The sequence below is a fragment of the Acrocarpospora macrocephala genome (genome assembly GCF_009687865.1).
Taxonomy (GTDB): domain Bacteria; phylum Actinomycetota; class Actinomycetes; order Streptosporangiales; family Streptosporangiaceae; genus Acrocarpospora; species Acrocarpospora macrocephala.
In genome coordinates, this window is record NZ_BLAE01000087.1 from 22,450 (window position 1) to 48,030 (window position 25,581).

General features: G+C 67.6%; 28 protein-coding genes. 22 read left to right on the forward strand and 6 right to left on the reverse strand.

Annotation, left to right across the window (positions count from 1 at the left end; genetic code table 11):
* The first annotated feature begins 45 nt into the window (after positions 1-45).
* The 6 genes from Amac_RS47385 (at position 46) to Amac_RS47410 (ending at position 4,650) form a co-directional block, all read left to right on the forward strand.
* A complete protein-coding gene (locus Amac_RS47385; RefSeq protein WP_155361019.1) occupies positions 46-1,131 on the forward strand; it encodes an S-(hydroxymethyl)mycothiol dehydrogenase in 1,086 nt (361 codons plus the stop codon).
* Positions 1,132-1,133: 2 nt separating this feature from the next.
* Positions 1,134-1,751, forward strand: coding sequence for an MBL fold metallo-hydrolase (locus Amac_RS47390; protein WP_155361039.1), 618 nt, complete (start codon positions 1,134-1,136; stop codon positions 1,749-1,751).
* Positions 1,752-1,838: 87 nt separating this feature from the next.
* Positions 1,839-2,018, forward strand: a complete 180-nt coding sequence (locus tag Amac_RS47395; RefSeq protein ID WP_155361020.1) for a (2Fe-2S)-binding protein — start codon at positions 1,839-1,841, stop codon at positions 2,016-2,018.
* A gap of 16 nt (positions 2,019-2,034) precedes the next feature.
* Positions 2,035-2,517, forward strand: a complete 483-nt coding sequence (gene bfr / locus Amac_RS47400) for a bacterioferritin (RefSeq protein ID WP_155361021.1) — start codon at positions 2,035-2,037, stop codon at positions 2,515-2,517.
* A gap of 186 nt (positions 2,518-2,703) precedes the next feature.
* Entirely contained in the window at positions 2,704-3,372 is a 669-nt protein-coding gene (locus tag Amac_RS47405) for a response regulator transcription factor (protein ID WP_030451323.1), read from the forward strand.
* A 6-nt stretch (positions 3,373-3,378) separates the two neighbouring features.
* Positions 3,379-4,650, forward strand: coding sequence for an ATP-binding protein (locus tag Amac_RS47410; protein ID WP_155361022.1), 1,272 nt, complete (start codon positions 3,379-3,381; stop codon positions 4,648-4,650).
* Here Amac_RS47410 and Amac_RS47415 read toward each other — a convergent pair.
* Positions 4,623-5,105 (reverse strand): GtrA family protein, encoded by a 483-nt coding sequence (locus Amac_RS47415; RefSeq protein ID WP_155361023.1) that lies wholly within the window; start codon positions 5,103-5,105, stop codon positions 4,623-4,625. The two genes, Amac_RS47410 and Amac_RS47415, sit on opposite strands and share 28 nt — an antisense overlap.
* Before the next feature lie 209 nt (positions 5,106-5,314).
* On the opposite strand from Amac_RS47415, the gene Amac_RS47420 reads away from it, so the two are divergent.
* From Amac_RS47420 to purE, 3 genes are all read left to right on the forward strand, one after another.
* Positions 5,315-6,241 (forward strand): hypothetical protein, encoded by a 927-nt coding sequence (locus Amac_RS47420; RefSeq protein WP_155361024.1) that lies wholly within the window; start codon positions 5,315-5,317, stop codon positions 6,239-6,241.
* Between the two features lie 11 nt (positions 6,242-6,252).
* Positions 6,253-7,392 (forward strand): 5-(carboxyamino)imidazole ribonucleotide synthase, encoded by a 1,140-nt coding sequence (locus Amac_RS47425; RefSeq protein ID WP_155361025.1) that lies wholly within the window; start codon positions 6,253-6,255, stop codon positions 7,390-7,392.
* A gap of 115 nt (positions 7,393-7,507) precedes the next feature.
* The gene (purE, locus tag Amac_RS47430) at positions 7,508-8,035 is read left to right on the forward strand and encodes a 5-(carboxyamino)imidazole ribonucleotide mutase (protein ID WP_155361026.1); all 528 of its coding nucleotides are present in this window, start codon (positions 7,508-7,510) and stop codon (positions 8,033-8,035) included.
* Between the two features lie 233 nt (positions 8,036-8,268).
* Here the strand turns inward: purE and Amac_RS47435 are convergent, their stop codons facing one another.
* Complete coding sequence (locus Amac_RS47435; protein ID WP_155361040.1) at positions 8,269-9,576, reverse strand: UDP-glucose dehydrogenase family protein; 1,308 nt, start codon at positions 9,574-9,576, stop codon at positions 8,269-8,271.
* 225 nt (positions 9,577-9,801) lie between these two features.
* On the opposite strand from Amac_RS47435, the gene Amac_RS47440 reads away from it, so the two are divergent.
* The 3 genes from Amac_RS47440 to Amac_RS47450 all read left to right on the forward strand — a co-directional run bounded on the left by Amac_RS47440 (position 9,802) and on the right by Amac_RS47450 (position 11,937).
* Positions 9,802-10,965 (forward strand): acyl-CoA dehydrogenase family protein, encoded by a 1,164-nt coding sequence (locus Amac_RS47440; RefSeq protein ID WP_155361027.1) that lies wholly within the window; start codon positions 9,802-9,804, stop codon positions 10,963-10,965.
* Positions 10,966-11,296: 331 nt separating this feature from the next.
* Entirely contained in the window at positions 11,297-11,503 is a 207-nt protein-coding gene (locus tag Amac_RS47445) for a CopG family transcriptional regulator (RefSeq protein ID WP_246269158.1), read from the forward strand.
* Positions 11,488-11,937 carry a type II toxin-antitoxin system VapC family toxin gene (locus tag Amac_RS47450; protein ID WP_155361029.1) on the forward strand — a complete coding sequence of 150 codons (450 nt, stop codon included), beginning with the start codon at positions 11,488-11,490 and terminating at the stop codon, positions 11,935-11,937. The genes Amac_RS47445 and Amac_RS47450 overlap by 16 nt, the downstream gene beginning before the upstream one ends.
* 485 nt (positions 11,938-12,422) lie before the next feature.
* Here Amac_RS47450 and Amac_RS47455 read toward each other — a convergent pair whose 3' ends face one another.
* Complete coding sequence (locus tag Amac_RS47455) at positions 12,423-13,574, reverse strand: sensor histidine kinase (RefSeq protein ID WP_155361030.1); 1,152 nt, start codon at positions 13,572-13,574, stop codon at positions 12,423-12,425.
* A complete protein-coding gene (locus Amac_RS47460; protein ID WP_155361031.1) occupies positions 13,571-14,227 on the reverse strand; it encodes a response regulator transcription factor in 657 nt (218 codons plus the stop codon). Before Amac_RS47460 ends, Amac_RS47455 begins: the two co-directional genes overlap by 4 nt.
* An 86-nt stretch (positions 14,228-14,313) precedes the next feature.
* On the opposite strand from Amac_RS47460, the gene Amac_RS47465 reads away from it, so the two are divergent.
* The 7 genes from Amac_RS47465 to Amac_RS47495 all read left to right on the forward strand — a co-directional run bounded on the left by Amac_RS47465 (position 14,314) and on the right by Amac_RS47495 (position 22,087).
* The gene (locus Amac_RS47465; RefSeq protein ID WP_246269159.1) at positions 14,314-15,798 is read left to right on the forward strand and encodes an MBOAT family O-acyltransferase; all 1,485 of its coding nucleotides are present in this window, start codon (positions 14,314-14,316) and stop codon (positions 15,796-15,798) included.
* A gap of 13 nt (positions 15,799-15,811) precedes the next feature.
* Positions 15,812-16,936, forward strand: coding sequence for an alginate O-acetyltransferase AlgX-related protein (locus Amac_RS47470; RefSeq protein ID WP_155361032.1), 1,125 nt, complete (start codon positions 15,812-15,814; stop codon positions 16,934-16,936).
* Between the two features lie 74 nt (positions 16,937-17,010).
* Positions 17,011-17,934: an STM4015 family protein gene (locus Amac_RS47475; protein ID WP_155361033.1), complete on the forward strand. Its 924-nt coding sequence runs from the start codon at positions 17,011-17,013 to the stop codon at positions 17,932-17,934.
* A complete protein-coding gene (locus tag Amac_RS47480) occupies positions 17,931-19,055 on the forward strand; it encodes an STM4014 family protein (protein WP_155361034.1) in 1,125 nt (374 codons plus the stop codon). Before Amac_RS47475 ends, Amac_RS47480 begins: the two co-directional genes overlap by 4 nt.
* Positions 19,052-19,858 carry an STM4013/SEN3800 family hydrolase gene (locus Amac_RS47485; RefSeq protein WP_425544330.1) on the forward strand — a complete coding sequence of 269 codons (807 nt, stop codon included), beginning with the start codon at positions 19,052-19,054 and terminating at the stop codon, positions 19,856-19,858. Before Amac_RS47480 ends, Amac_RS47485 begins: the two co-directional genes overlap by 4 nt.
* Positions 19,855-21,141 (forward strand): STM4012 family radical SAM protein, encoded by a 1,287-nt coding sequence (locus Amac_RS47490; RefSeq protein WP_246269160.1) that lies wholly within the window; start codon positions 19,855-19,857, stop codon positions 21,139-21,141. Before Amac_RS47485 ends, Amac_RS47490 begins: the two co-directional genes overlap by 4 nt.
* Positions 21,128-22,087, forward strand: coding sequence for an STM4011 family radical SAM protein (locus tag Amac_RS47495; protein WP_170323019.1), 960 nt, complete (start codon positions 21,128-21,130; stop codon positions 22,085-22,087). The genes Amac_RS47490 and Amac_RS47495 overlap by 14 nt, the downstream gene beginning before the upstream one ends.
* Here the strand turns inward: Amac_RS47495 and Amac_RS47500 are convergent, their stop codons facing one another.
* Positions 22,088-23,296: a DUF6745 domain-containing protein gene (locus tag Amac_RS47500; protein WP_246269161.1), complete on the reverse strand. Its 1,209-nt coding sequence runs from the start codon at positions 23,294-23,296 to the stop codon at positions 22,088-22,090.
* A 45-nt stretch (positions 23,297-23,341) separates the two neighbouring features.
* Positions 23,342-23,662, reverse strand: coding sequence for a DUF8820 family protein (locus Amac_RS47505; RefSeq protein ID WP_155361036.1), 321 nt, complete (start codon positions 23,660-23,662; stop codon positions 23,342-23,344).
* A gap of 285 nt (positions 23,663-23,947) precedes the next feature.
* Here Amac_RS47505 and Amac_RS54190 point away from each other — a divergent pair, with 285 nt between their 5' ends.
* The 3 genes from Amac_RS54190 to Amac_RS47515 all read left to right on the forward strand — a co-directional run.
* On the forward strand, positions 23,948-24,133 hold the full coding sequence (locus Amac_RS54190; RefSeq protein ID WP_170323018.1) for a hypothetical protein: 186 nt from the start codon (positions 23,948-23,950) through the stop codon (positions 24,131-24,133).
* A gap of 121 nt (positions 24,134-24,254) precedes the next feature.
* The gene (locus Amac_RS58240) at positions 24,255-24,446 is read left to right on the forward strand and encodes a hypothetical protein (protein WP_373869947.1); all 192 of its coding nucleotides are present in this window, start codon (positions 24,255-24,257) and stop codon (positions 24,444-24,446) included.
* Positions 24,447-24,541: 95 nt separating this feature from the next.
* The coding region (locus Amac_RS47515; protein ID WP_155361037.1) for a CHAP domain-containing protein at positions 24,542-25,581 on the forward strand (1,040 nt) is incomplete at its 3' end.

Consider the following 25,581-nt stretch of genomic DNA (forward strand, 5'->3'; position numbering starts at 1 on the left):
CGAGGCCGCTCATGGAAATCCTGATCAAACACACGGAGGTGCGGAATGTCGTATGAAGTCCAGGGCGTGATCGCTAAAGGTAAGGGTGCGCCGGTCACCTTGGAGACCGTGCTGGTCCCGGACCCGGGCCCCGGCGAAGCGGTTGTCACGATCCAGGCCTGCGGGGTCTGCCACACCGACCTGCACTACCGCGAGGGCGGCATCAACGACGACTTCCCGTTCCTGCTCGGCCACGAAGCCGCCGGCGTGGTCGAGGCCGTCGGCGCGGGCGTGACCGGCCTGGAACCCGGCGACTACGTGATCCTCAACTGGCGGGCGGTCTGCGGCAACTGCCGGGCCTGCCTGCGCGGCCGCCCTTGGTACTGCTTCGCCACCCACAACGCCACCCAGAAGATGACCCTGACCGACGGAACCGTGCTCAGCCCCGCGCTCGGCATCGGCGCCTTCATCGAGAAGACGCTGGTCGCGGCCGGTCAGTGCACCAAGGTCGACCCGCGGGCGAAGCCGGCCGTGGCCGGTCTGCTCGGGTGTGGCGTGATGGCCGGGCTCGGCGCCGCCATCAACACCGGCGGGGTGAGCCGGGGCGACTCGGTGGCCGTGATCGGCTGCGGCGGCGTGGGCAACGCGGCCATCCTCGGCTCCCAGCTGGCCGGAGCCGGGACGATCATCGCCGTGGACGTGGACCCGCGCAAGCTCGAGTGGGCTCGCGACTTCGGCGCCACGCACACCGTGAACTCCCGCGAGAGCGACCCCGTCGAGGCCATCCGCGAGCTCACCGGTGGTCATGGCGCCGACGTGGTGATCGAGGCGGTCGGGCGGCCGGAGACGTACGAGCAGGCCTTCTACGCCCGTGACCTGGCCGGGACCGTGGTGCTGGTCGGCGTGCCCACCCCCGACATGCGCCTGGACCTGCCGCTCCTGGACGTCTTCGGCCGCGGCGGCGCGCTCAAATCCTCCTGGTACGGCGACTGCCTGCCCAGCCGCGACTTCCCCATGCTGATCGACCTCTACCTGCAGGGCCGCCTCAACCTGGACGGCTTCGTCTCCGAGACCATCGGCCTGGGCGACGTCGAGGAGGCCTTCGCCAAGATGCACCGCGGCGAGGTCCTGCGCTCGGCGGTGGTGCTGTGAGCATCGACCGCCTGATCACCTCGGGCAGCTTCTCGCTGGACGGCGGGACCTGGGAGGTCGACAACAACGTCTGGCTGGTCGGCTCCGGCGACGAGGTCGTGATCATCGATGCGGCGCACGACGCGGCCGCGATCCTGGCGGCGGTGGCCGATCGGCGGGTCACCGCCATCGTCTGCACGCACGGCCACAACGATCACATCGACGCGGCGGCCGAGGTGTCCGCGGCGACCGGGGCGCCCATCCTGCTGCATCCGGCCGATCAGGTGTTGTGGGAGATGCACTACGGGAGCGATGTGCCGTACGTGCCGTTGAAGGACGGGCAGGTGATCGACGCGGGGGAGGTGGCGCTCACCGTACTGCACACGCCCGGGCACTCGCCGGGGGCCGTCTGCCTGCACGCGCGGGAGCTCGGGGTGGTGTTCAGCGGGGATACCCTGTTCCAGGGCGGGCCCGGGGCGACCGGGCGGTCGTACTCCTCGTTCGAGACGATTATCGAGTCGATCGAAGATCGGCTGCTTACGCTGCCGGCGGAGACGATCGTGCACACCGGGCACGGTGATTCCACCACCATCGGCGCGGAGGCCCCGCATCTGGCGGAGTGGCTGCACAGGGGACATTGACGTGTGGTGAGCCTCACATAGGCAAGCCTTACCAAAGTAGGCTACCTTAGGTGTGCCTAACCTACTTCTGAGAGGCTTTCTCCCGTCATGTATGTCTGCATTTGCCACGCCGTGACCGATACGGAGGTTCACGCCTGTATCGCGGCAGGCGCGAAGAGCGCCCGGCAAGTGCGCGACACCACCGGCGCGGGAGGCGACTGCGGCTCATGTGTCCGGAAGATCTGTGCAATCCTGAAACGGTCCGAAGACCTGATCACCACCGCATAGATCCAAGGGGCCCGTCATGCAGGGCGACAGAGAGATCATCGCGCTGCTCAACGAGCAGCTGACCTCCGAACTCACCGCCATCAACCAGTACTTTCTGCATGCCAAGATGCAGGAGAACTGGGGTTTCACGAAGCTGGCGAGCTACACCAGGGCCGAGTCCTTCGACGAGATGAAGCACGCGGAGAAGCTCACCGACCGCATCCTCTTCCTCGAAGGCCTGCCCAACTACCAGAAGCTGTTCACCCTGCACATCGGCCAGACCGTGCGCGAGCAGATTCAGGCCGACCTCGACCTGGAGCTGGGCGTGGTGCAGCGGTTGCGGCCCGGGATCGCGCTCATGCGCGAGCGTGGGGACATCGTTTCGGCCCTGCTCTTCGAGGAGATCCTCGAAGACGAGGAGCACCACATCGACTACTTGGAGACCGAACTCGAGTTGATGGACACCCTGGGCGATCAGCTGTATCTCCAGCGATACGCGGAACCACCATCGGCCTCGTGATCGGCCGCCCGTCGGGTCCACCCGGCGGGCTTCTTTTTTCCCGTGCCCCTACCCCCTTCGGGCGGATGAACTACCGCGATAAACCGACCTTTAGGAGTGTTTGCCCAGGTCAATTGATAAGTCAACGACGAGTCAAACCGCGCGCTGCTGCCGGGAAACGATCGCTTAAGGTCCTACGATCGCTTCATGACCTGCGTACTTCTCGCCGAGGATGACACCTCGATCTCCGAGCCGCTTGCGCGCGCACTGCGCCGGGAGGGCTATCAGGTAGAGGTGAGTCCGGACGGCCCGCAGGCCCTGGAAAGGGCTCTTTCGGGGGGCGTCGACCTCATCGTTCTCGACCTTGGCCTGCCCGAGATGGACGGGCTGGAGGTCGCCCGTCGCATCAGGGCCGAAGGCCACGGGACGCCCGTGCTCATTCTCACCGCCCGTGTCGACGAGGTCGACACGGTGGTCGGCCTCGACGCCGGGGCCGACGACTACGTCACCAAACCGTTCCGACTCGCCGAACTACTCGCCCGGGTCCGGGCTCTACTCCGGCGCGGCACCTCGGAGACGCCCGTGGTCCAGGGCGTCAGGATCGACGCCGACTCGCGCCGCGCCTGGATGGGCGACAAGGAACTGCATCTGACCACCAAGGAATTCGACCTGCTCCGGGTCCTCGTCCGGGACGCCGGAAAGGTCGTCACGCGCGAACAGATCATGCGTGAGGTGTGGGACACCAACTGGTGGGGTTCCACCAAGACCCTGGATATGCACATTTCGTGGCTGCGCCGCAAACTCGGCGACGATGCCGCCAAGCCTCGGTACATCACTACCGTGCGAGGGGTCGGCTTCCGCTTCGAACGCGAGTAAGGGGCCATGCGGAGGCGTTTGCTCTCCTCGATGCTGCTGGTGGCGGTCATCGCGGTTCTGCTGCTCGGTGTGCCCCTGGGCGTGGTCGTCGTACGGCTCATCAACGACGAGGCCGCCCAGGAGCTCAACGCCGAAGCGACCCGCGTGCTGATCAGCGTGGAGTACGCGATCAGCCAGGAGCAGCCGGTCGACCCCAAGCAGCTGGCGAGCAACTACCCCAACCGGTATATCCAGGTCGCGTTCCGCGGCATCGCCCCGATCGCCGTGGGCACGCAACCCCCGGCGAACCGCTCGCTCACCGAGGACGCGCGCTCCGAGAACGGCGTGGTGCGGGTCAGCAGGGACACCGCCCAGATCGACCACGAGATACGGGCCCGGCTGCTGCTCACCATCGCCCTGGCGGTCGCCGCGCTCGGCGTGGCCATCGGCCTCGCCGTGGTGACCTCGCGCCGGCTCTCCCTGCCGCTCCTGGACCTGGCGAAGATCGCGGAGCGGCTGGGATCCGGCGACGCCCGGCCCAGCAGGCACCGCTACGGCATCCCCGAACTCGACCGGGTCGCCGAGGTGCTGGACCGCAGCGCCATCCGCATCTCCGAGCTGCTCGGCCGCGAGCGCGAGTTCGCCACCGACGCCTCACACCAGCTCAGAACCCCCCTGACCGGTCTCACCATGCGCCTGGAGGAGATCGTCGCCGCGGCCGCGGAGCCCGCCATCGTGCGGGAGGAGGGCGAGGCCGCCATCCTGCAGGCCGAGCGCCTCACCGCCGTCATCGACGAACTGCTGGCCGCCGCCCGGCGGCAGCGGCACTCCCAGGCCGAGCCGATCGACATCGACGAGGTCCTGATCCAGCAGATCGGCGAGTGGGAGCCCGCGTTCCGGCGGTCCCACCGGGTCATCGAGCTGCTGGGCACCCGGGGCCTGCTCGCGCTGGCCACCACCGGCGGGCTGAGCCAGGTGGTGGCGACCCTGCTGGACAACTCGCTCCAGCACGGCGGAGGCCCGGTGCGGATCACCACCACCAGCTCGGAGAAGTCGATCGTCATCGAGGTGTCCGACCAGGGGCCAGGCGTGCCGGAGAAGATAAGGAACCGGGTGTTCGAGCGGAACGTGACCGGGGGACGCGGGACCGGGCTAGGGCTGACGCTCGCGCGCTCCCTGGTGGTGGCCGACGGGGGGCGGCTGGAACTGATCAAGCCGCGCCCGGCGACCTTCGCCATATTTCTCCGCCAGGTGGGGGAGGGCGGCCGCCGTCACCGGGTGGTGAGCGGGCCCGCCTGATCGACCGCCTCCGGCTGGAGCTCCGGAGCCAGGAAGACCCATCGCTTGTACGACCAGAAACGGAACAAGGTGCCGAGTCCTGTGCCGATCAGGGTGGCGATGTTGTTGGCGATCAGGCTGTCCAGGCCCAGGGTGTAGCGGCTGAAGCCCAGGCAGAGCAGCTCGATCAGCAGGCCGACCCCGTTTAAGATGAAGAACAGCACGTATTCCCTGGCCAGGCCGCTCTGCTCACGATGGCGGAAGGTCCAGTAGCGGTTCCCGAAGTAGGCGAAGGTCGCGGCGATCACCGTCGCGATGACCTTCGCGGTCAGGGTGCCCTCCGACCCCCACAGGGCCCACAGGATGTTGACGACGCCAAAGTTGATCACGAAGGCCATGGCACCCACGGTGCCGAACTTCAACACTTCGTGGACGAGTGCGGCGAACCGCTCGTATGCGCGACGGATGAGCTGCACGAGCCGTACGGTCCTTCCTGCTTGGGGGTTCGTCTCAGGCTACCGGCCCGTGCTCCGCACCGGAGTCCCGTTCCACCCTGACACAGGTTCTTCCCAGCTCACCCAAGAACATTTCAGTAAATTTCCGGCTATTGGGGCAAAAGGCGGTGTTACGCTCGCGCGGACATTGGGCGTTTCGCTGGTGAGGAGACTCCGGGATCATGGGCCTCATGGGGGGGCGCGTTCGTCGTGGGGTTTGTGTCTTCGGCCTGGTGGGGGTCGTGGCGTGTGGGGGGCAGCCGGTCGCGGCGCCGGTTTCCAGCGAGCCTTCGCCGCTGGCCTTGACGCTGGACGCGGCCGAGCGTGCGCTGGAGATTCTGCCGGAGTTGCGGGATGCCTGGCGGGGGGTGGACTGCGGCAAGGTGGATTCCTTGACGGCCTGGGCGGAGGGCGAGCTCGGGGCGACCGTGTGTGCGGCCGTGCAGAATGGGCTGCCGGGGGTTGATATTCCGAATTATTCGGAAATTGAGGTGTTTCTGCCGGGGGATCAGGAGGAAGGGGCCTGGTTCGCGGCGCTCGCGCGGCAACCTGATCCGGCGTATTTCGTCTTCGCTTTCGAGGATGGGGTGTGGCAGCTGGCGTACGGGCCGATTCCGTTGCTCGGGAAGGCGCCCGCGGAGGACGCGGTGCCGACGGGGGCGACGGACATGATCGTCAAGGCTCGGCTGGTGCCGCAGCAGTATCTGACGTATCTCACCGATCCGGCCGGGGTGAGCGGGGTCACCTTCCCGGCGGGGGATCCGGTGCGGACACTGCTGGAGGAGCTGCTCCGTACCCCGCGGAAGGCCAGGCCTGATCGGGTTTCGGTGGATGTGCGGCTGGCCACGGATGCGTCCCGGGCCTTGCTGCTCGCCGATGGGGGCGCCCTGGTCTTCCATGCGATCACGCTGGTCTTCACGCAGAAGCCCGGGGCCGGCCGTGGTGCTCTTCGCCACGCTCGGTACGGCTCTGCCACGGTGAAAGCGTTTACCGGGAAGGCCAAGGCGGGGAAGCTCACCGGGAGTGAGGTCCTCTTTCTGACCACGCGGGTCAGCAAAGCGGGCAAGATGACCACGATCGGGGTCCGGCGGGAACTCGCGCATATCACCGCGGGCTAAGCTAGCCCTTTGTGAACAGCCCTAACGTTGCGCCTGTCGTCGGCATGGTCGGTGCTGGGCAGCTTGCCCGGATGACTCAGCAGGCGGCCATCGCGCTTGGCGTGGAGTTGCGGGTGCTGGCGAACGCGCCTGACGAGAGCGCGTCGCGGGTGATCACTCAGACGGTGCTTGGGGATTATCGGAATCTGGATGATCTGCGGGCGTTCGCGGATGGGTGTGACGCGGTCACGTTCGATCATGAGCATGTGCCGGGTGGGCATATTCGGGTGCTGGCGGAGGCGGGGGTCGCGGTGCGGCCCGGGGCTGACGCGCTCATCCATGCTCAGGACAAGGCGGTCATGCGTGAGCGGCTTGGGGCTATTGGTGCGCCTTGTCCGGCTTGGGCGCGTGTGGATTCGGTGTCGGCTGTTGAGGAGTTCGCGGGGGAGAACGGCTGGCCGGTCGTCTTGAAGGCGGTTCGCGGGGGTTATGACGGACGAGGGGTCTGGGTGGTCGAATCCGCTGGCGAAGCCGCACAGGTCCTGAAAAATGGTGTTGAGCTGATTGCTGAGGCTTTCGTCCCTTTCGAGAGGGAGCTTGCCGTGCTTGTCGCGCGGTCCCCGCACGGGCAGGGGGTCAGCTATCCGGTCGTGGAAACCGTTCAGGAGGACGGCATCTGCGTGGAAGTGATCGCCCCCGCTCCTGACCTGGACGCCGAAGACGCCGCCCAAGCCCAGCGGATCGCGCTCACCATCGCCGCCGAACTCGGCGTCACCGGCCTGCTCGCCGTCGAGATGTTCCAGACCAAAACCGGCCTGGTCGTCAACGAGTTGGCCATGCGCCCACACAACAGCGGCCACTGGACCATCGAAGGCGCCCGAACCTCCCAATTCGAACAACACCTCCGCGCTGTTCTCGACCTTCCGCTCGGCTCTCCCGCCATGACCGCCCCCGTCGTCGTCATGGCCAACCTCCTCGGCGGCCCCGACCCGGACATCTTCTCCCGATACGAGCACGTCCTCGCCCACGACCCAGGCATCAAGCTGCACTTCTACGGGAAGGAAGTCCGTCCAGGCCGAAAAATCGGACACGTCACCGCACTCGGCACCGACCTGGACGATGTACGCGCCCGCGCCCGTCATGCCGTGACCTGCCTGAGGGGACCGGTCTGACGTTGGCCATAGGCGATGACCGGCCTGGGGCGACGACCGGCGTGGTCTTCATGATGTTCCGGGCGGAGTTCACACGCGGGCTCGGTACTACTTCTTCGTTTGAAGGGATCCTGACATGACGCAAACCCAGCCAGAGGCCACCCCGCAGGTCGGCATCGTCATGGGCAGCGATTCCGACTGGCCGGTCATGAAAGCCGCCGCCGAAGCCCTGGCGGAATTCGGTGTGCCATTCGAGGCCGACGTCGTCTCCGCCCACCGCATGCCCACCGAAATGATCGACTACGGCAAACACGCCGACTCCCGCGGCCTGAAAGTCATCATCGCCGGCGCGGGCGGCGCGGCACATCTGCCCGGCATGCTCGCCTCGGTAACCCCACTCCCCGTGATCGGCGTACCCGTTCCGCTCAAATACCTCGACGGAATGGACTCACTCCTGTCCATCGTCCAGATGCCCGCAGGCGTCCCCGTCGCCACGGTAGCCATCGGCGGCGCCCGAAACGCAGGCCTCCTGGCCGTACGCATCCTCGCCGCCCATGACCCCGCCCTCCAGGGCCGCATGGTCACCTTCCAAACAACCCTCCGCGACCAGGCCCACGCCAAAGGCAAAAACCTCCGCACCGAAGCAGCCACCATCCACCCGTAGGCATCGGGAACCAGCCGATGCGCTGGCACCCTTTTGGCGCTGGTGCGGTGAGACGTGGGACGGAGGTAAAGGGCGCCGGATAACGGCGAAGAACTCCACACTGAAGCCCCGCTTCACCCGTGGGCATCGGGAACCAGCTGACGCGCTGGCACCCTTTTGGCGCCGGTGCGGCGAGACGTGGGACGGAGGTAAGCGGCGCCGGATAACGGCGCGGAGCCTGGAACGCGCTCGTTCTATGGGCGGCCGAGGGCGCGGTAGTTCCAGTGCGCCGCGCGCCAGACTTCGGAGTCCAGGGCGTTGCGGCCGTCGACGATGTTGCGGGTGTTGACGACCGTGCCGATGGCTTCGGGGTCGAGGTCGACGAATTCCTGCCATTCGGTGAGGAGAAGTACCACGTCCGCGTTCCGGACCGCGGTCAGGGCAGAGTCGGCGGTGCCCAAGGTGGGGTGGACCTTGCGGACGTTGTTCAGGGCGACCGGGTCGTACACAGTCACGGCGCCGCCTTCCTGGCGGATTGTGAGGGCGACGTCGAGGGCGGGAGAGTCGCGGATGTCGTCGGAGTTCGGTTTGAAGGCCGCGCCGAGCACACCCACCGTCCGAGTATGGAAGGAACCGCCGACCAAGTCGCGCGCGAGATCGACCATACGAGCCCGCCGTCGCATGTTGATCGCGTCCACCTCGCGCAGGAAGGAAAGCGCCTGATCCGCGCCCAGTTCCCCGGCCCGCGCCATGAACGCCCGAATATCCTTGGGCAGGCACCCACCCCCGAAACCCAGCCCCGGGTTGAGGAACCGCCCGCCGATACGCTCATCGAAAGAGAGCGCCAGCGACAACTGCTTCACATCCGCATGCGCCGCCTCACAGACCTCGGCCATCGCGTTGATGAAGGAAATCTTGGTCGCCAGAAACGCGTTCGCCGCGGACTTGACCAGCTCGGCCGTCGGGAAATCGGTGACCACGGTCGGCACATCACCCAGCGGCGTGTACACATCACGAAGAATTTTCTCGGCCCGCTCTGACGCGACCCCGAACACGAGCCGATCCGGCTTCAGCGTGTCCCGCACCGCGAACCCCTCACGCAGGAACTCCGGATTCCACGCCAGCTCAACATGCGGCCCCGCCAAGAGCGCGAGTTTGTCGGCCAGACGCTGTGCCGTACCGACCGGAACCGTCGACTTCCCCACCACCAGGCACTCCCGCCTCAAATGCGGGGCCAGCGACTCCACGACGGCGTCGAGATAGGACACGTCCGCCGCATACTCCCCCTTCTTCTGCGGCGTCCCCACGCACACGAAGTGCACGTCCCCGAACTCCGCCGCCTCCTCATAGGACGTGGTGAACCGCAACCGCCCAGTCGCCAGATTCCGCCGCAGCATCTCCTCAAGCCCCGGCTCATGAATGGGCAACTCCCCCCGCTGCAAGCTCGCGATCTTCTCCGGATCGACATCCAGCCCCAGAACCTCGAACCCCAGCTCCGCCATACACGCCGCGTGCGTGGCCCCCAAGTACCCAGTCCCCAACACGGTCAGACGGTACGCCACAGCCACGCTCCCCTCATTTGCCCAGCTTTTTGCGTCCCGGAATGTTATCCCAGGCTAGACACCCACTCCGGGCCTCCCGACAGCGCACCCCACCGCCGGCGACCTGCCATCTCAGAGCGAGCCAACCTCGGATGTCGCCCGAGTCGCGGGGCCAACCGCCGACCCATCCGGGCGTGGGTACCCACCCCGCGTCCGACCAATACTTGGACGTCCTACAATCCTGTTATGAGTGTGCCTCTCTACTCGCCCAGCGAAGAGCACGAGATGCTGCGCGAAGCCGTCCGCGCTCTCGCTGACGAAAAGATCGCCCCCCGTGCCGCGGCCGCCGACGAGAACGAGGAGTTCCCCGCCGACGTCTACAAAGACCTGGTCGCGGCCGACTTCCACGCTGTCCACATCCCCGAGGAATACGGCGGCGCCGGTGCCGACGCCCTGGCCACCGTCATCGTCATCGAAGAGATCGCCCGCGCCTGCGCCTCCTCCTCGCTGATCCCCGCCGTCAACAAACTCGGCACCGTCCCTCTCCTGCTCTCGGCATCCGAGGAACTCAAAACCCAATACCTCACCCCGGTCGCCCGCGGCGACGGCATGTTCTCCTACGCCCTCTCCGAAGCCGACGCTGGCTCCGACGCCGCCGCCATGAAAACCCGCGCGGTCCCCGACGGCGACCACTACATCCTCAACGGCACCAAGTCCTGGATCACCAACGCCGGAATCTCCGAGTACTACACGGTCATGGCCGTAACCGACCCGACCGCCGGCCCTCGCGGCATCTCCGCCTTCGTCGTCGAGAAATCCGATGAGGGCGTCTCCTTCGGCCCCAAGGAAAAGAAGCTCGGCATCAAGGCTTCCCCCACCCGCCAGGTCATCCTGAACAACGTCCGCATCCCCGCCACCCGCATGATCGGCGCCCCCGGCACCGGCTTCAAAACCGCCCTCGCCACCTTGGACCACACCCGAATCACGATCGCCGCCCAGGCTCTCGGCATCGCCCAGGGCGCCCTCGACTACGCGATCGGCTACGTCAAACAACGCAAACAATTCGGCCGCCCCATCGCCGACTTCCAGGGCCTCCAATTCATGATCGCCGACATGGCCATGAAACTGGAATCCGCCCGCCAACTCACCTACGCCGCCGCCGCCAAATCCGACCTGGCCATGCACGGCACCCCCGTCAAAGACCTCACCTTCTTCTCCAGTGCCGCCAAATGCGCCGCCAGCGACGCCGCCATGGACATCACCACCGACGCCGTCCAACTCCTCGGCGGCTACGGCTACACCCGCGACTACCCAGTAGAACGCATGATGCGCGACGCCAAAATCACCCAAATCTACGAGGGCACCAACCAGATCCAACGCATGGTGATGGCGAGGCAGCTCTTGAAGTAGCCCCTGACATGCAGAAACCCCGCCACACGGGGTTCGATGGCGGGGTTCCTTATGTCCGATTCAACATCTTAAACGATCACTGTTCGTCCCTGTTCCGTGAGAGATCGGCCGCGGCCTGAACAGGCCGTCGTCGATTGCCTGCGGGCGCGATCGTGGGAGCCCGGCATCATGTGGGCGTAGAGCCTGAAGCCGGATCGGCATGCTTGGCCGGTTCAGAGCCAGGAGACGTCGCGGATGATGTCACCGGTGGTCATGAGCGCCGGATGTCTGAGCATGCCAATCCTCCCCTTGGTAGGATTGGAGTATGGGTGAACCGTTGAGGAGCGACAAGATGAGCATCACCGTGCCTTCAGATGTTGCCGCCGAATTGCGGGCCCGGGCAGGGCAGGGCAACGTCTCGGCGTATATCACCCATGCGCTGGTCCGGCAACTGGAGCACGATCGGTTGGGAGACCTGGTAGCGGAGCTCCGGGAGTTTCATGGCCCGGTCACCGAAGAGGAGTTGGCGGCGGCGCGGGCTGAGTGGCCGAGGTCGTGAAGCGCCGACAGCGGGTACGTCCGCGCGAGCTTGGTGCGCTCATCCTCGACAACGAAGGCCTGTCGCGTGCGGCGACGGACAGGGCGATGTACGTCCGATTGCACGCGGCACACCTGGATGGTCGGCGTGTCCTCACGTCAGCCGCCATTCTGGCTGAGGCGCTGCGTGGTACACCACGTGACGCCGGGATACATCGTGTCCTCGGGGGTGTGGTGGTCGAACCGGTCAGTAAAGCACTGGGGGAGCGGGCCGGGAAATTGATCGGCGCGGCGGGACTGGCCACGGACCAGGCCGTTGACGCCATGGTGGCGGCCACGGCATTGGCCCAAGAAGGCCCTGTCGTGATCGTCACGTCCGACGTGCCGCACCTCACCGCTTTGACGGCGGGCCATGAGCGCGTACAGACCGTCCATGTTGACAAGATCGGCCGGTAGCTACCGGCCACCGGTAGCTATCTGCGGCCGCGTAGGGGTCTCCGGTCGGCGATGGGGGATAGCTCCCGCTACAGGCGGAAGGCCTCGACGGTGCCTCCTACCGGGGGACGTTTCGGCAGCGACGTACTTGAGGACTTCCCATCCGATTCATGCGGAAGGCGGCCTTGATCGGGCGAAACGTCCTTCACCTGTAGTTTCTCGGCGCTGTGTGATGAGGCAATGATCACCATCTCTGAACAGCAAGAATGCCCCGAGCGACTCATCGCCCGGAGAGCACCAACCAGATCCAGCGGATGGTGATGGCCCGTCAACTCCTGAAGTAGCCCCTGACATGCAGAAACCCCGTCACGCGGGGTTCGAGGGGGGCGGCGAAGTCGTTCGAGCGGGTGGCGGATCGGTGACCAGGTGGCCGAGTCGAATGCCTGGGCGCTTCGCTGATGTTGGCCGGGCGGCTTGATCCCGCGCACGAGGTCGTAGCCGAGCCATCACTCCTCGTACGGCAGCCGCACAGTAACGGCAAGGCCGCCCTCGTCGCGTGGCCGGGCGGTAACCGTGCCGTCGTGCGCGCTGGCGATGGCCCGGACGATCGACAGGCCGAGGCCGCTGCCGCGCTCGGAGTTCAGCCGGTCGCCGCGCAGCCGCCGGAACGGCTGGAAGATCGCCTCGATCTCGTAGGCCGGTACAGCAGGCCCGGTGTTCTCGACCACCAACTCCACCATGTCGCCGCGCCGTCGGCTGGTCACCCATGCCGCGCCGTCCCGCAGGTTGTGCCGGATCGCGTTCTCCACGAGGTTCTGCACCAGCCGTTCGACCAGCGCCGGGTCACCTGCGGTCGGCGCGGATCCCGGCGCGCTGTGCATGGTGATCCCGCGTTCCGCGGCCTCGGCTGCCGCCTGGTCCACCACATGTTCCACCACGTCGGACAGGTCGAAGCGGGTCCGGTCGAGGACGGCCTGGTCGCCCTCGGCCAGGGCGAGCAGGCCGTCGATCAGCCGCTCGTGCCTGGCGTTGACCACCAGCAGTGACTCGCCGAGTTGCCTGACCTCCGCGGTCGCTCCCGGTCCGCGGACCGCCACGTCTACCAGGGTGCGGTTGACGGTGAGCGGGGTGCGCAGTTCGTGCGAGGCGTTGGCGATGAACCGCCGCTGCCCGTCCAGGACGCGGGCCAGCCGTCCGAGCATGCCGTCGAAGATGTCGGCCAGTTCCTTGATCTCGTCGTTTGGGCCGTGATAGTCGATGCGCTCGGCCAGGTCGTGGCTGAGTGCCACGCGCCGGGCGGCGGCGGTCATCTTCCGGGCCGGGCGGAGCACCAAGCCGGCCGCCCACCAGCCGGTGGCCGCGGCGATCGCCGTGGTTCCGAGCAGGGCGAGGGCTCCCAGGTTGCGTACGTTGTCCAGGGTGTTGCGGAGGTAGACCCGCTGGACCGCCCGCTCGTAGGCCGCCTGGGCCCGGGGCGTCTCGTCCATCGGCTCCCACCTGCCGTCGCCGGTGCGAAGCAACAGGATGTCCTCCTCCTGCGGGAGGGGCCCGAGGTTCTGCTGGACGATGAGGAAGACCGCGGCCAGCAGCAGGCCGCCGATCAGGAGGGACATGGCGCCGAACAGCAGGGCGAACCGCATCCGGATGGTCGTTCTCATGGAATCCGGTATCCGACTCCCGGCACGGTCTCGATGACCTGGGGCTCGCCCAGTTTGCGGCGCAGCTTCATCATCGTGGTCCGCACCGTGTTGGTGAAGGAATCGATGTGCTCGTCCCACACCTTCTCCAGCAGTTCTTCGGTGGAGACCACGGCGCCGTGGGCCCGCAGCAGTTCGGCGAGCAGGCCGAACTCCTTTCGGGCCAGCGGGACGTAGCGCCCGGCGCGGAAGACCTGCCGGTGCGCCCGGTCGAGGCTGATGTCGGCGCGTCGCAGGACAGGCGGATCGGCGGGTCTGGTACGGCGGCCCAGCGCGTGTACCCGGGCGACCAGTTCCTCGAAAGCGAACGGCTTGGGCAGGTAGTCGTCGGCGCCGAGGAACAGGCCTGCCACGCGGTCCCGGACGCCGCCTGCGGCAGTGAGCATGAGGACCCGGACGAGGCCTCCCGCCTCGGCCACGTTCCGGCAGACCTCGTCGCCGTGGACGAGTGGCAGGTCCCGGTCCAGGATGAGCACGTCGTAGTCGTGGACGGCGAGCCGCTCCAGGGCCGCCTCGCCGTCGTAGGCGATGTCCACGGCCAGCGCCTCGTCGCGCAGGCCCGCCGCGATCGAGTCGGCGAGCATTTGTTCGTCCTCGGCGATCAGGACCCGCATCGTCTCTCCCCCTGCTACCCGGGTGCGCGGGTCAAGGGTGTCAGAGGCGAAATAACGCGAGCGTAACCAAATCCGGTTACGCCCGCGTGATCGGGTACTTGCTGGAATTCCGGGCGTTGGCCTCCGCTATCCCCGGGACACCGATGTCGTTCGCCTCCCCTCTGTTCCTGTGGTTCTTCATGCCGGTCACGCTGCTGGCCTGCTGGCTGCTGCCGCCGCGCCACCGCAACGGGGTCGTCGCCGCGGCCAGCCTGTTCTTCTACACCTGGGGCGCAGGGCCGTACACCGTGCTGCTGCTGTCGGCCATCGCCGTCAACTACGGGGCGGGGCTCGCGCTTGACTCGGTACGGCTGCGGGACAGGCCGTGCGCACGCAGGGCAGTCCTGGTGGCGACCGTCGGGTGGGATGTGGCGATTCTTGCGGTCTGGAAGTACGCCGGTTTCGCCAGCCGGCAGATCGACGCGCTGTCGGGCCTGCTGGGACTGGGCGACACCCCGATCGTGGCTCTCGCCCTGCCGATCGGAATATCGTTCTTCACCTTCCACCACCTTTCCTATGTGGTGGACGTTTACCGGGGTAGCACGCCCGCCCAGCGAAGCCCCGTCCGGTTCATCACGTACATCACGATGTTCCCCCAGCTCGTCGCCGGGCCGATCGTTCGCTACCACGAGATCGCCGCACAGCTGGACGACACCCGCCGCGACCGCTTCGGTGGCCTCGCCGTCGGGTTTCCCCGCTTTGCCCTGGGGCTGGCCAAGAAAGTGATCGTCGCCGACTCGCTCGCCCCCGTGGTGGACGCCGCGTTCGCGCACGAAGGCGGTCAACTCACGACCGCGACGGCGTGGCTGGGAGCCTTGGCGTACACCCTGCAGATCTACTTCGATTTCTCCGGCTACTCGGACATGGCCATCGGCCTGGGCATGATGGTCGGATTCCGGCTTCCGGAGAACTTCAACCGGCCGTACTCGGCGTACTCCATCACCGACTTCTGGCGGCGCTGGCACATGTCGCTGTCCCGCTGGTTCCGCGACTACGTCTATATCCCGCTTGGCGGCAACCGCGGTGGCGCCCCGCGGACCTACCGCAATCTACTGATCATCTTTGTGCTCTGCGGCTTCTGGCATGGAGCCGAATGGACCTTCCTGGTGTGGGGCCTGTACCACGGCGGCCTGCTGGTGGCCGAACGGCTGCTCGGCTGGGACCGCCCGCCCCGCGCTGTCTGGGCCCTGGCGCTCCGGCGCGGCACGACCCTCCTGCTGGTCGTGGTCGGCTGGGTGCTCTTCCGGTCGCAGAGCATGGCCGAGGCAGCGGACATGCTGCAGGCGATGTTCACCTGGAGGCCGGGTGGTCTGGAGGAGTTCGCCGTGAACCGCCAGCGGATGCTCACCTTCGCGCTGGCGCTGGTCGTCGTGGCATTGCCGGCCTCGCGCGCGCTCGGCCCACTGATCGAATCGGAACGGGGACCGGCGGCGTGGGTGGCGCGTTCCGCGCTGACGTGGGTGGCCGCCCCGTACGCGGCGATGCTGGTCGCCGCCGGCACCTTCAGCCCTTTCCTCTACTACCAGTTCTGAGTGAGGGACACCGATGACCGTAGCGCGAGGGCCGTTGCTGGCGGCGGCGCTGTTCTTCTTCGGTCCCGCCCTGGCCTTCGCCGCGGGCGATCGTGCGGCGGAGATCGAGAACCGGAGGCTGCCGCAGCCTCCGGCGTTGTCGCGCGGCTGGGATGTCATCCCGGACACGGAGGCCTGGGCGACCGCTCACCTGCCACTGCGACAGCACGCGGTACGCGGCAACGCCACCCTGTCGGACTTCCTGTTCGGGCACGCCCCGTCGTACGGCACGGGTTACCCGCGGGTGATCGAGGGGCGCGACGGCTGGCTCTACTTCGGTGACGATGTCACCGAAGCCTGCCGACCGCGCTGGTCCATCGCCGAAACCCTCGATCGCCTGCGTCGTCTGGCCGAGATCGTACGAAAGTCCGGCAGGCGATTCCTGTTCACAGTCGCCCCCGACAAGACCACGATCTCCCCGAACCGGCTGCCGGAGAGCTTCCCCGGCCAGGACTGCCTGCGGAAACGCAAGCAGGAGTTCTGGGCCGCGCTGCGGGCGGCACATCTGCCCGGTTACGTGGATCTTCGGGGTCCGCTGGAGCGGGCGCAGCTGGAGTCCGGCACGCCGGCGTACTGGCGGACCGACAGCCACTGGACCGAACACTCCGCCGGACTGTACGGAATCGAGCTGGCCCGTACCCTCCACCCTGGCCTGTCCCGGCACACCCGGCTGGTGAAGGTCGGGCAGATGGCGCGAAAGGGAGACCTAGGCGGGCTGCTGGGCGCGCCCCGCGAGGAGATCATCGACCGGTGGCGCCTGGTCCGGGACGGCGTACAGCAGCTCAGGAAGGACGACCGCGAGCTGCCCGCGTCGTTCAGCATCGCGAACGCCTCGGACCGCGCGCCGCTGTTCCAGCCCAGGTCCCTGCTCATCGGCGACTCGTTCACCCGCAACTCGCTGCCGTGGGTGCTCCCCTACTTCGCCGACCTCACCTACCTGCGCAGCGATGCGCCCGCCACGGCGGGGCCGGACCACGTCGCACACAAGATGGCCCAGAGCGAAACGGTGGTGTTGGAGATCGTGGAGCGCTATCTCGTCGGCGGCCACGCCGAGATGCTGGACGACGCCATGCTCGCCGCCCTCGACCGAACGCTCTGAGCGTTGTACGGCGGGCGTCTTTGTCGGCGGTGACTGCTAGAAATTGACTTCCCCGCCTTCGCTGAGGAGTCCCAGTGATCCACGCGCATCTCACCGAATTCCACGGCCTGCCCGTTCGCTACGTCCACCAGGAAGCCGGTGCGACGGCCTCGCAGGTCGCCTGGCGCGTCCAAGGGGATTCGTACGAGGAACATGAGGAGACCTTCGCCGACATCTTTGAGCTACTGCTCGACTGGGACGACTGCGATGACGTGCGGGCGCTCGTCGTGGGCACGTGGGGGTCGGCCCACAACAACGACCGAGCCGATGTGCCGGTCCGGTTGCTCGTCGAGGCCGCGCCCCGGCTCCCCGCGTTGGAGGCGATCTTTCTCGGCGACTATGTCAGCGAGGAGTCCGAGATCTCCTGGATCGGGCAGACCGACGTGACGCCCCTCCTGACCGCCTACCCCCGGTTGAAGCGACTCGACGTTCGCGGCAGCGACGGGCTCGGATTCCGGCCCGTCGTCCACACCGCGCTCGAGACGCTCCGTTTCGAGTCCGGCGGCTTGCCCGCCGCCGTGGTCCGCGCGATCGGCGCGTCCTCGCTGCCCGCGCTCCGCCATCTGGAACTGTGGCTCGGTGACGAGCAGTACCAGGGGGATTCCGGGCCGGACGACTGGGCGGCGATCCTCGCGGGCGGCGGCCTGCCCGCGCTGACCCATCTGGGCCTCCAGGACAGCGTCCGGCAGGACGAAGTGGCCGCTGCCGTGGCCACCGCGCCGATCGTGGCCCGGCTGGAGTCGCTCGATCTGTCCATGGGCGTCCTGACCGACGCGGGTGCCGAGGCGCTGCTGTCCGGCCAGCCGCTCACCCACCTCAAGCGGCTCAATCTCCGTCATCACTACCTGAGCGAGGAGATGGCCGCGAATATCGCGGACGGGCTCAGTGGCGTCGAGGTCGACCTGTCTGACCGGCAGGATCCTGAGGAGGACTGGCGCTACATCGAGGTGTCCGAGTGACCGTGGCCGGTGCCACCGGGGAAACACCGGCGTTCGCGGTCGTCGGCACGCCGGGGGACCGGCGGGTGGACATGTTCACGTCTGCGCTGCGCGCCCACGGACTGCCCGAACCGTCCGTAATTGCCTGGCGTGACGTGCTCGCCGGGGCGGAGGTGCGCATTCCGGAGCGGGCACTCGTCCGCGTCGACTCGCCCGGAGAGGACGCCGAGGCCGACGCGTTGCTGCGGGGCCCCGGCTCGCCCACCCGGGTCGGAGGCGGGGCGTCCTGGCATGCCGCGTTCGTGCGCGGTCTCGAACGGGTGCGGCGGGCCGTGGCGCGGACGCCGGGCGCGCGGCTGCTGGGGGACGTCGAGGAGATCGCCGTGATGTTCGACAAGCGGCGGTGCCACGCCCGCCTGCTGGCCGCGGGTGTGCCCGTCCCGCCTGCTCTCGCCGCGCCGATCGACGGCTACTCCCACCTGCGCGAGCTCATGACACGAGCGGGCTGGAGCAGGGTGTTCGTCAAGCCGGCCCACGGCTCGTCCGCTTCGGGAGTCGTGGCGCTCCAGGTCCGGGGTACTCAGGTCAACGCGGTTAGTTCCGTCGAGCTCATTCGCCCCTGGTCGGGACACGCCGAGCTGCACAACTCGCTTCGCGTACGCACCTATACCGACGAGGCGGAGCTGGCCGTGATCATCGATGCGCTCGCCCCCGACGGGCTGCATGTGGAGCGCTGGTTCCCCAAGGCCTCGTGGAACGGACAGGTGTTCGACCTCCGCGTCGTCGTGATCGGCGGGCGGCCCACGCATGTCGTTGTCCGCGCTGGCCGTACCCCCATGAGCAATCTGCACCTGGGCGGCGCTCGTGGTGATCTGGAGCAGGTCCGGGCCCGGCTGGGGGAGGCGGGATGGGAGCGAGCCATGCGTATCTGCTCGCGCGCGGCCGCCTGTTTTCCCGGTTCGCTCATGGTCGGCGTCGACCTGATGGTGGGCATTACCTGGCGCCGCTTCGCCGTGGCGGAGGTGAACGCCTTCGGGGACCTGCTGCCCCGGCTCACCGGACTTCCCGAGAGTGGTGTTCGCGATCTGGACAGCTATGGCGCGCAGGTGGCATGCGTCCTTTCGCCCTGGAGGGCGGCATGAGGAACATGCGCGCGATCATCGGCACGCACGACCTGCTGCTGATCACCCTCGACACTCTGCGCTATGACGTCGCGGCTGAGCTGCTGGACCAGGGCAGGCTCCCCACGCTGGCGCGCGTGCTGCCGGGCGGCGGGTGGGAGCGGCGGCACTCGCCGGGCAGCTTCACCTATGCCGCGCACGCGGCGATCCTGGCCGGCTTCCTGCCCACCCCTGCCGACCCGGGTCCGCACCCCAGGCTGTTCGCCGCCTCCTTCCCCGGCAGTGAGACCACCGCCGCGGGCACCTGGGTATTCGACGCGGGCGATCTGCCGGGCGGGCTGGCCGGTGTGGGCTATCACACGGTGTGCGTCGGCGGCGTCGGCTTCTTCAACAAGCTGACGCCGCTCGGTGCGGCATTGCCGTCGATGTTCGCCGAGTCGCACTGGCAGCCGTCGTTCGGGGTCACTTCGCCGACCTCCTTCGAGGAGCAGATCACCTGCGCCGAGCGGGTGGTGCACGACCGCGCGGAACCGGTGTTCCTGCTCGTCAACGTGTCGGCACTGCACCAGCCGAACTACTTCTACCTGCCCGGCGCGACCGACGACTCGCGCGCCACGCACGCCGCCGCGCTTGAGTACGTCGACCGGCACATCGGCCGCCTCTTCGCCTTGATGACCGCGCGCCGGCCATGCCTGGCCATCATTTGCTCGGATCATGGAACCGCCTACGGCGAAGACGGATATGTCGGTCACCGCATCGGCCACGAGGTGGTCTGGACGGTCCCCTACGGCGAATTCGTGCTTCAACCAGGAGAGTGGCCTTGAGGCCTTATGAAGGGTACGTCTACGCCTATCCACACAAAACGGCGTACCGCCCGCTTGACCCGCGCCCGCCGCTCAAGGAGGTCTGGGCGGACGAGCGTACTGACGCGCTCTTCCTCTACCTGCATGTCCCCTTTTGTGAGATGCGGTGCGGCTTCTGCAACCTGTTCACCAGGACCGGCGCCCCGGCGGACCTCGTCACTTCCTACCTCGACGCGCTCCAGCGCCAGGCGGAAGTCGTGCGCCAGGCCCTGCCACCCACCACCCGCTTCGCCACCGCGGCCATCGGTGGCGGCACGCCCACCTACCTGGAGGCCGCGGAACTGTCCCGTCTTCTCGACCTGGCCAAGCAGACCATGGGCGCCGACTTCTCCACCACCCCGCTCGCGATCGAGACCTCCCCGGCCACCGCCACCCCCGATCGCCTGGCTGTCCTCGCCGAACATGGCACCAGGCGCATCTCGATCGGCGTACAGAGCTTCATCGACGCCGAGGCCAGAGCCGCACTGCGCCCACAGCGCCGCGCCGAGGTCGAAACCGCCCTGGCCGCCATCCGCACGGCCGCGTTTCCCACGCTCAACATTGATCTGATCTACGGCATCGACGGCCAAACATCCGCGACCTGGCGCCAATCCCTCGACGCGGCCCTTGCCTGGCACCCGGAAGAGATCTACCTCTACCCGCTCTACGTCCGACCGCTCACCGGCTTGGGACGACACGGCCGCGACTGGGACGACCAGCGCCTCACGCTCTACCGCCAGGGCCGCGACCACCTGCTGACCTCCGGCTACGAACAGGTCTCCATGCGGATGTTCCGGCTGCCCGGCACGGACTCCGGCACCGGCTACTGCTGCCAGCGCGACGGCATGGTCGGTCTCGGCTGCGGTGCCCGTTCGTATACGTCGCGCCTGCATTACTCCTTCGAGTACGCCGTGGGCGTACGTCACGTACGCGCGATCATCGACGAGTTCGTCCAGCTGCCGCGCCCCGCGTTCGCCTTCGCCAACATCGGCTTCGCCCTCGACGACGGCGAACGTCGCCGCCGTCATCTCATCCAGTCTCTGCTCCAGGCGGAAGGCCTCGACCGTGCTGCCTACCGGGGACGTTTCGGCAGCGACGCGCTTGAGGACTTCCCGCTCGAGGCTTTGGCGGAACGCGGCTGGGTGGAGGACGACTCCGCTCGCGTAGGGCTGACCCCCGAGGGCCTGGCCTATTCCGACGCCATCGGCCCCGCCCTCTTCTCAGACCGGGTCCGCGACCTGATGGATTCCTATGGCCTCCGCTGACGGTGCCGGGGAATCGGCCGGGCGGGTGCCGCTGTCGATCTGGGACATCACGCCCCGGCACGTGGACGCGCCGCCGGTTGGTGCCGTTTCCAGGCCCCGGGAGCTGACCATTCTCTACCGGGGTCCATTGGCCAGCTGTGACTATGACTGCGCGTACTGCCCCTTCGCGAAGCGTCGCGACAGCCCCGCCCGGTTACGCGCCGACCGGGAGGCGCTGGCCCGCTTCACCGGATGGGTCGCGGCGCAGGACTTCCCGATCTCGGTGCTGTTCACGCCGTGGGGTGAGGCGCTCGTCAGATCGTGGTACCGCACGGCGATGATGGAATTGAGCCACCTGGCCCACGTCCCCAGGGTGGCCATCCAGACCAACCTGAGCAGCCGGCTGACCTGGCTCGCCGGAGCCGACCTGGACACGCTCGCCCTCTGGGTCACCTACCATCCCAGCCAGGTGACGCACGACCGGTTCCTGGCCAGATGCCGGGAGTTGCTCACCCGCGGAGTGCGTTTCAGCGTGGGCGTGGTCGGCATGCCCGACCAGGTCGAGCAGGCCAGGCGGCTGCGGGCGGAACTGCCTGCCGAGGTCTATCTATGGATCAATGCCGCCGAAGGCCATGCCTACTCCGATCAGGAGGCGGCGATCTGGACGGCCATCGACCCATTGTTCGACTACAGCAGGCAGCCACACCGCAGCTTCGGGCTGCCCTGCCGCACCGGCCAGACCGTGGTGTCCGTCGACGGCGAGGGCACAGTGCGGCGATGCCACTTCGTCATGCAGACGATCGGCAACCTCTACGACGGGTCAGCCCTGCGTGCACTCCGACCCCGCCCGTGCCCGCTTCCCGTGTGCGACTGCCACATCGGATATGTCCATCTCGAACCGCTTGACCTCTACCGGACGTTCGCCGGTGGCCTGCTCGAACGCGTGCCCGCCGGCTGGCCATGTTGATCAGGTCTGCTGCACCGGGGCGTACTGTTCCTCGGATAGGCCGAAGGTCCATGCGACGCCTTGGCGTGCGCTGGTGACCCACGGCGGCACCCGCAGGAAGTAGGTTCGGCGGGTGCCATCGGGCTCCGGAGTGGAGTTGATCACCTCGACCATGACGAGGGGCTCGTCGTCGGCGAGTTCAGCCCTCCAGAGCACCCCGGTGTTGTCCTTGTGAATAGCGGCGGCTCCGGACTCCTTCAGGTAGCGATCGAGTCCGTAGTGTTCGAGCATCACCCGGCGCAACTCGGCGTTGGACTCCAGCCTGATGCTCGTCGCGGACAGATCGGCCATGGTGGCACCGAACTCTGGAGGGACGGGCATGCCGTGCCAGGCGTGCAGCGCGAACCCGTCCGAAAAGGCGAGCGCAGGGCCCACAGCTCGGTGCAGGCGCCCCAGGTCGTCACGGTGCAGTTCGACCGGGCGCTCACAAATCAGGACGACCCGCTCGAACGGCCACCACCATCCGGCTTCCCGTGCCACGCGCATCAGGCCGCTGATCGGGGTGAGATCGATCTCGAAGGTCTGCTCTAGGCCCGCGAAGAACGCGAGCCAGGGAGCGTCGTGCTGCCCGAGAACCGCGCCGAGGGTCGCCCGGCGAAGTAGGGCCTCGACCTGACCGTCCATTTCTCCCTGGCCGCGCGGTTCTGGCCGACGGGCCGCTGGCACGGTCGGTTCCGCAGGCGCGGTGGTTTGCGCGGGTGCGGCAGCCAGGTGACCGATGCCCCGCCGTATCTCACCCACAAGCCGGTTGACCCCCGGCCACAAGTTCGCGTTGATGAACTCCCACGCCGCAGCCCAGGCGACGGGCGTGAGCAGGGAGACGGCCTGGGCTCTGACCCGTTCCCACTGCTGGGTTCTGACGACGTCGCGGACGAGTGACCCGGGAACGAGCCCGTGGAGCGCCGGGGGGAGGACCTTCGATTCCCGGAGGGTGCTGCGGGCTGCTGTGTCACCGGCGAGGACCACGGCGGCTACGGCGGCTTGCGCGGGCGAGGCGAACCAGATGATCTGCTCCGGTTCGGGCAGTCCGGCGTCGCGGTATGCGGCGCGGACGCCTTCCTCGGCCGCGGCACGGTTCGCCGGCCCGGTGGCGTGGGCGGCGAGGTCCCACTGGTCGACGGCGTCGGCGAGACACGCGGCCAGTTCGGGCGGGAGGGCAAGGGTGGTCATGGTTTTCCTGGTTGTCGAGGGGCGGGCAGCGGACCGGCCGTGTCTCTAGTCGGCGACGTATCGGCGGTAGGTGCCGGGCACGTATTCCCACTGCCGCACCACCCGGAACCACCCTTTCGGCAGCGAGATAACGGCATGCTCCTCGTGCACCAGCCGCCCGCCCTCCGGTAGATGAAGGAACTCGGGAACTCCGGAATCCCGGCCTAAAAGCAACGTGCCGGGACCCGGAATGGCATGCGCATGTCCAGTCGCCTCACCAAGTGCCAAAACCAGCCGGCCGCGCGCGTCCCGGGACGCGGCTTGCAGATGCTCGGGCACTGATTCGCCGTCGACCGGCATGATCAGAATGTCTCCCTGACGGAACACGGAACCTCCTCGTCGTTGCTTGAGAAGGTAGAGGCCGGCACCGACAATTCCGCTCCGTCGAGGCGCGCGCAGGGGTTTCTTGGTCGTGTGCGGCTGGGGGTCGGCGAAGTCGTTCGAGCGGGTGGCGGACCGGTGACCAGGTGGCCGAGTCGAATGCCCGGCGCTTCGCCGGTGTTGGCCGGACGGCTTGATCCCACGCACGAGGTCGCAGCCGCCCGCCTGCCCATCACTCTCGACCAGACGCTCTGATCGTTGTACGGCGGGGGCGCTCCCGGTGATTGCGGCGTGCTCACGCTCGCGGGGCGCGCCGACAGAGAGGACCTCGGCTACCAGGCACTCCTTGGGGTGATCAACATCGGAGTTGGCTCCCGCTTCCATGATCGTGCGTTGGAGGCGCTGCGCGTCGCCGCCACGCGGGCGACGGGTCGCGTGGGCGATACCGCTCGCGACTACCTTGAGACGTTGCCCTGATGGCCTGAGGCGCCGCGACGGGTAACGAACCGGGCTCAGCACGGATACAGCGGTCGCGCCAGTCCTTGATCCGGTTGATGCAGCGTTCGGCCGTGTTGCGTTCCTTGTACAGATCCCGGTCATGGCGGATTGGGCGGCCACCCCGCGATCCGCGGTTCTTACGGTTGGGCGCCTGGTCGGCTTTCTCGGGAATCACCGCCCGGATACGGTGCCGGCGCTCCGGGCGCGGGCGGTGAAGGTCTTCCACGACCACGGCGCCCGCGAATACGACGAGTTCACCGGCGGTCCGGCCGCCGAGGCCGCCGCGCGCTGAAAGCCGCCCGCCGCGGATTTTCAACGAAGTTTCAGCAGGCCCTTCGAATCTTCCGGTGTCAGCACGAAGCGCCACCCTCCACCGGAAGGATCCCCATGAACCTCACCCGCATAGGAGCACAGAGCGGCCTGCGATTCGCCCGCCGCCTCAGCGCCGGGCTGGCCACCACGGCTGTCCTGGGATCGGGATTGATCGCCATCACCACGACGCCGGCCGCTGCCGTGTCCCGCGACTCCATCGTCTCGGTCGCGCAAAGCCAGCTGAACAACGCATCGCGCAACCACGAGCAGCCGCTGGGGAGCGGGTGCAACTACTACACCGGCTACTTCCGAACCTGGAAGCCCGCAGCCGGTTGCCCCGCCACCGACGGAGTTCAGTGGCGTGACAGCGACTGGTGCGCCGACTTCTCCAAGTACGTATGGAAGAACGCCGGCGTGCCGTACGCCGATGTGCCCGAGACCAGCGGAGGCGTGCTCACCGGCTGGGCCAGCTCGTTCAAGGACTACGGCACGACGCACGGCACCTGGCACACCCGCGCCAGCGGCTACACACCGCAGCCGGGCGACGCCCTTGTCTTCGACTGGGACCAGAACGGCGTCATCGATCACGTCGGGATCGTCAAGTCGGCGAGCGGCAGCACGGTCTACACCATCGAAGGCAACAGCGGCGATCGCATCAAGGAGAACAGTTACTCCCGCACCAACATCGACATCGTCGGCTACTCCAGCCCCGTGGGTGCGGGTGATATCGACGACCCTCTTCCTGTTCCTGGCACTCCCTCTGGCGGTCCGGCGGTGGTGCACGAGGGCTTCGTCAGCATGTTCACGCGGAACGCCGCCGATGGTCATATCCAGGAGACGTACCTGCCGGGGATCGGCTCTCCCTGGTACAGCCAGGACATCAGCGCCGACGCCGGCACTCCGGCTTCCGCGACCAAGCCGGTCGCGGTGGTGCATGAGGGTTACACCAGTATCTTCACCGTCAACGCCTCGAACGGGCATCTCCAGGAGACCTATCTGCCCAGGGTTGGCGCGGCCTGGGTGACCCAGGACCTCAGCGTTGGTGCGGGCACTCCGGCGGCGGCCAATGTGACGCCTGCCGTGGTGGTGCATGAGGGTTACACCAGCGTCTTCAC

Bases quoted from the DNA above. Each gene is read 5' to 3' on its own strand.
- Amac_RS47470 (WP_155361032.1), top strand. From the start codon at position 15,812: ATGACCGTAGCGCGAGGGCCGTTGCTGGCGGCGGCGCTGTTCTTCTTC.
- Amac_RS47485 (WP_425544330.1), top strand. From the start codon at position 19,052: ATGAGGAACATGCGCGCGATCATCGGCACGCACGACCTGCTGCTGATC.
- Amac_RS47445 (WP_246269158.1), top strand. From the start codon at position 11,297: ATGAGCATCACCGTGCCTTCAGATGTTGCCGCCGAATTGCGGGCCCGG.
- Amac_RS47455 (WP_155361030.1), bottom strand. From the start codon at position 13,574: ATGAGAACGACCATCCGGATGCGGTTCGCCCTGCTGTTCGGCGCCATG.
- Amac_RS58240 (WP_373869947.1), top strand. From the start codon at position 24,255: ATGGCGGATTGGGCGGCCACCCCGCGATCCGCGGTTCTTACGGTTGGG.
- Amac_RS47495 (WP_170323019.1), top strand. From the start codon at position 21,128: ATGGCCTCCGCTGACGGTGCCGGGGAATCGGCCGGGCGGGTGCCGCTG.
- Amac_RS47420 (WP_155361024.1), top strand. From the start codon at position 5,315: ATGGGGGGGCGCGTTCGTCGTGGGGTTTGTGTCTTCGGCCTGGTGGGG.
- Amac_RS47385 (WP_155361019.1), top strand. From the start codon at position 46: ATGTCGTATGAAGTCCAGGGCGTGATCGCTAAAGGTAAGGGTGCGCCG.
- purE (WP_155361026.1), top strand. From the start codon at position 7,508: ATGACGCAAACCCAGCCAGAGGCCACCCCGCAGGTCGGCATCGTCATG.
- Amac_RS47410 (WP_155361022.1), top strand. From the start codon at position 3,379: ATGCGGAGGCGTTTGCTCTCCTCGATGCTGCTGGTGGCGGTCATCGCG.
- Amac_RS47500 (WP_246269161.1), bottom strand. From the start codon at position 23,296: ATGACCACCCTTGCCCTCCCGCCCGAACTGGCCGCGTGTCTCGCCGAC.
- Amac_RS47395 (WP_155361020.1), top strand. From the start codon at position 1,839: ATGTATGTCTGCATTTGCCACGCCGTGACCGATACGGAGGTTCACGCC.
- bfr (WP_155361021.1), top strand. From the start codon at position 2,035: ATGCAGGGCGACAGAGAGATCATCGCGCTGCTCAACGAGCAGCTGACC.
- Amac_RS47405 (WP_030451323.1), top strand. From the start codon at position 2,704: ATGACCTGCGTACTTCTCGCCGAGGATGACACCTCGATCTCCGAGCCG.
- Amac_RS47460 (WP_155361031.1), bottom strand. From the start codon at position 14,227: ATGCGGGTCCTGATCGCCGAGGACGAACAAATGCTCGCCGACTCGATC.
- Amac_RS47440 (WP_155361027.1), top strand. From the start codon at position 9,802: ATGAGTGTGCCTCTCTACTCGCCCAGCGAAGAGCACGAGATGCTGCGC.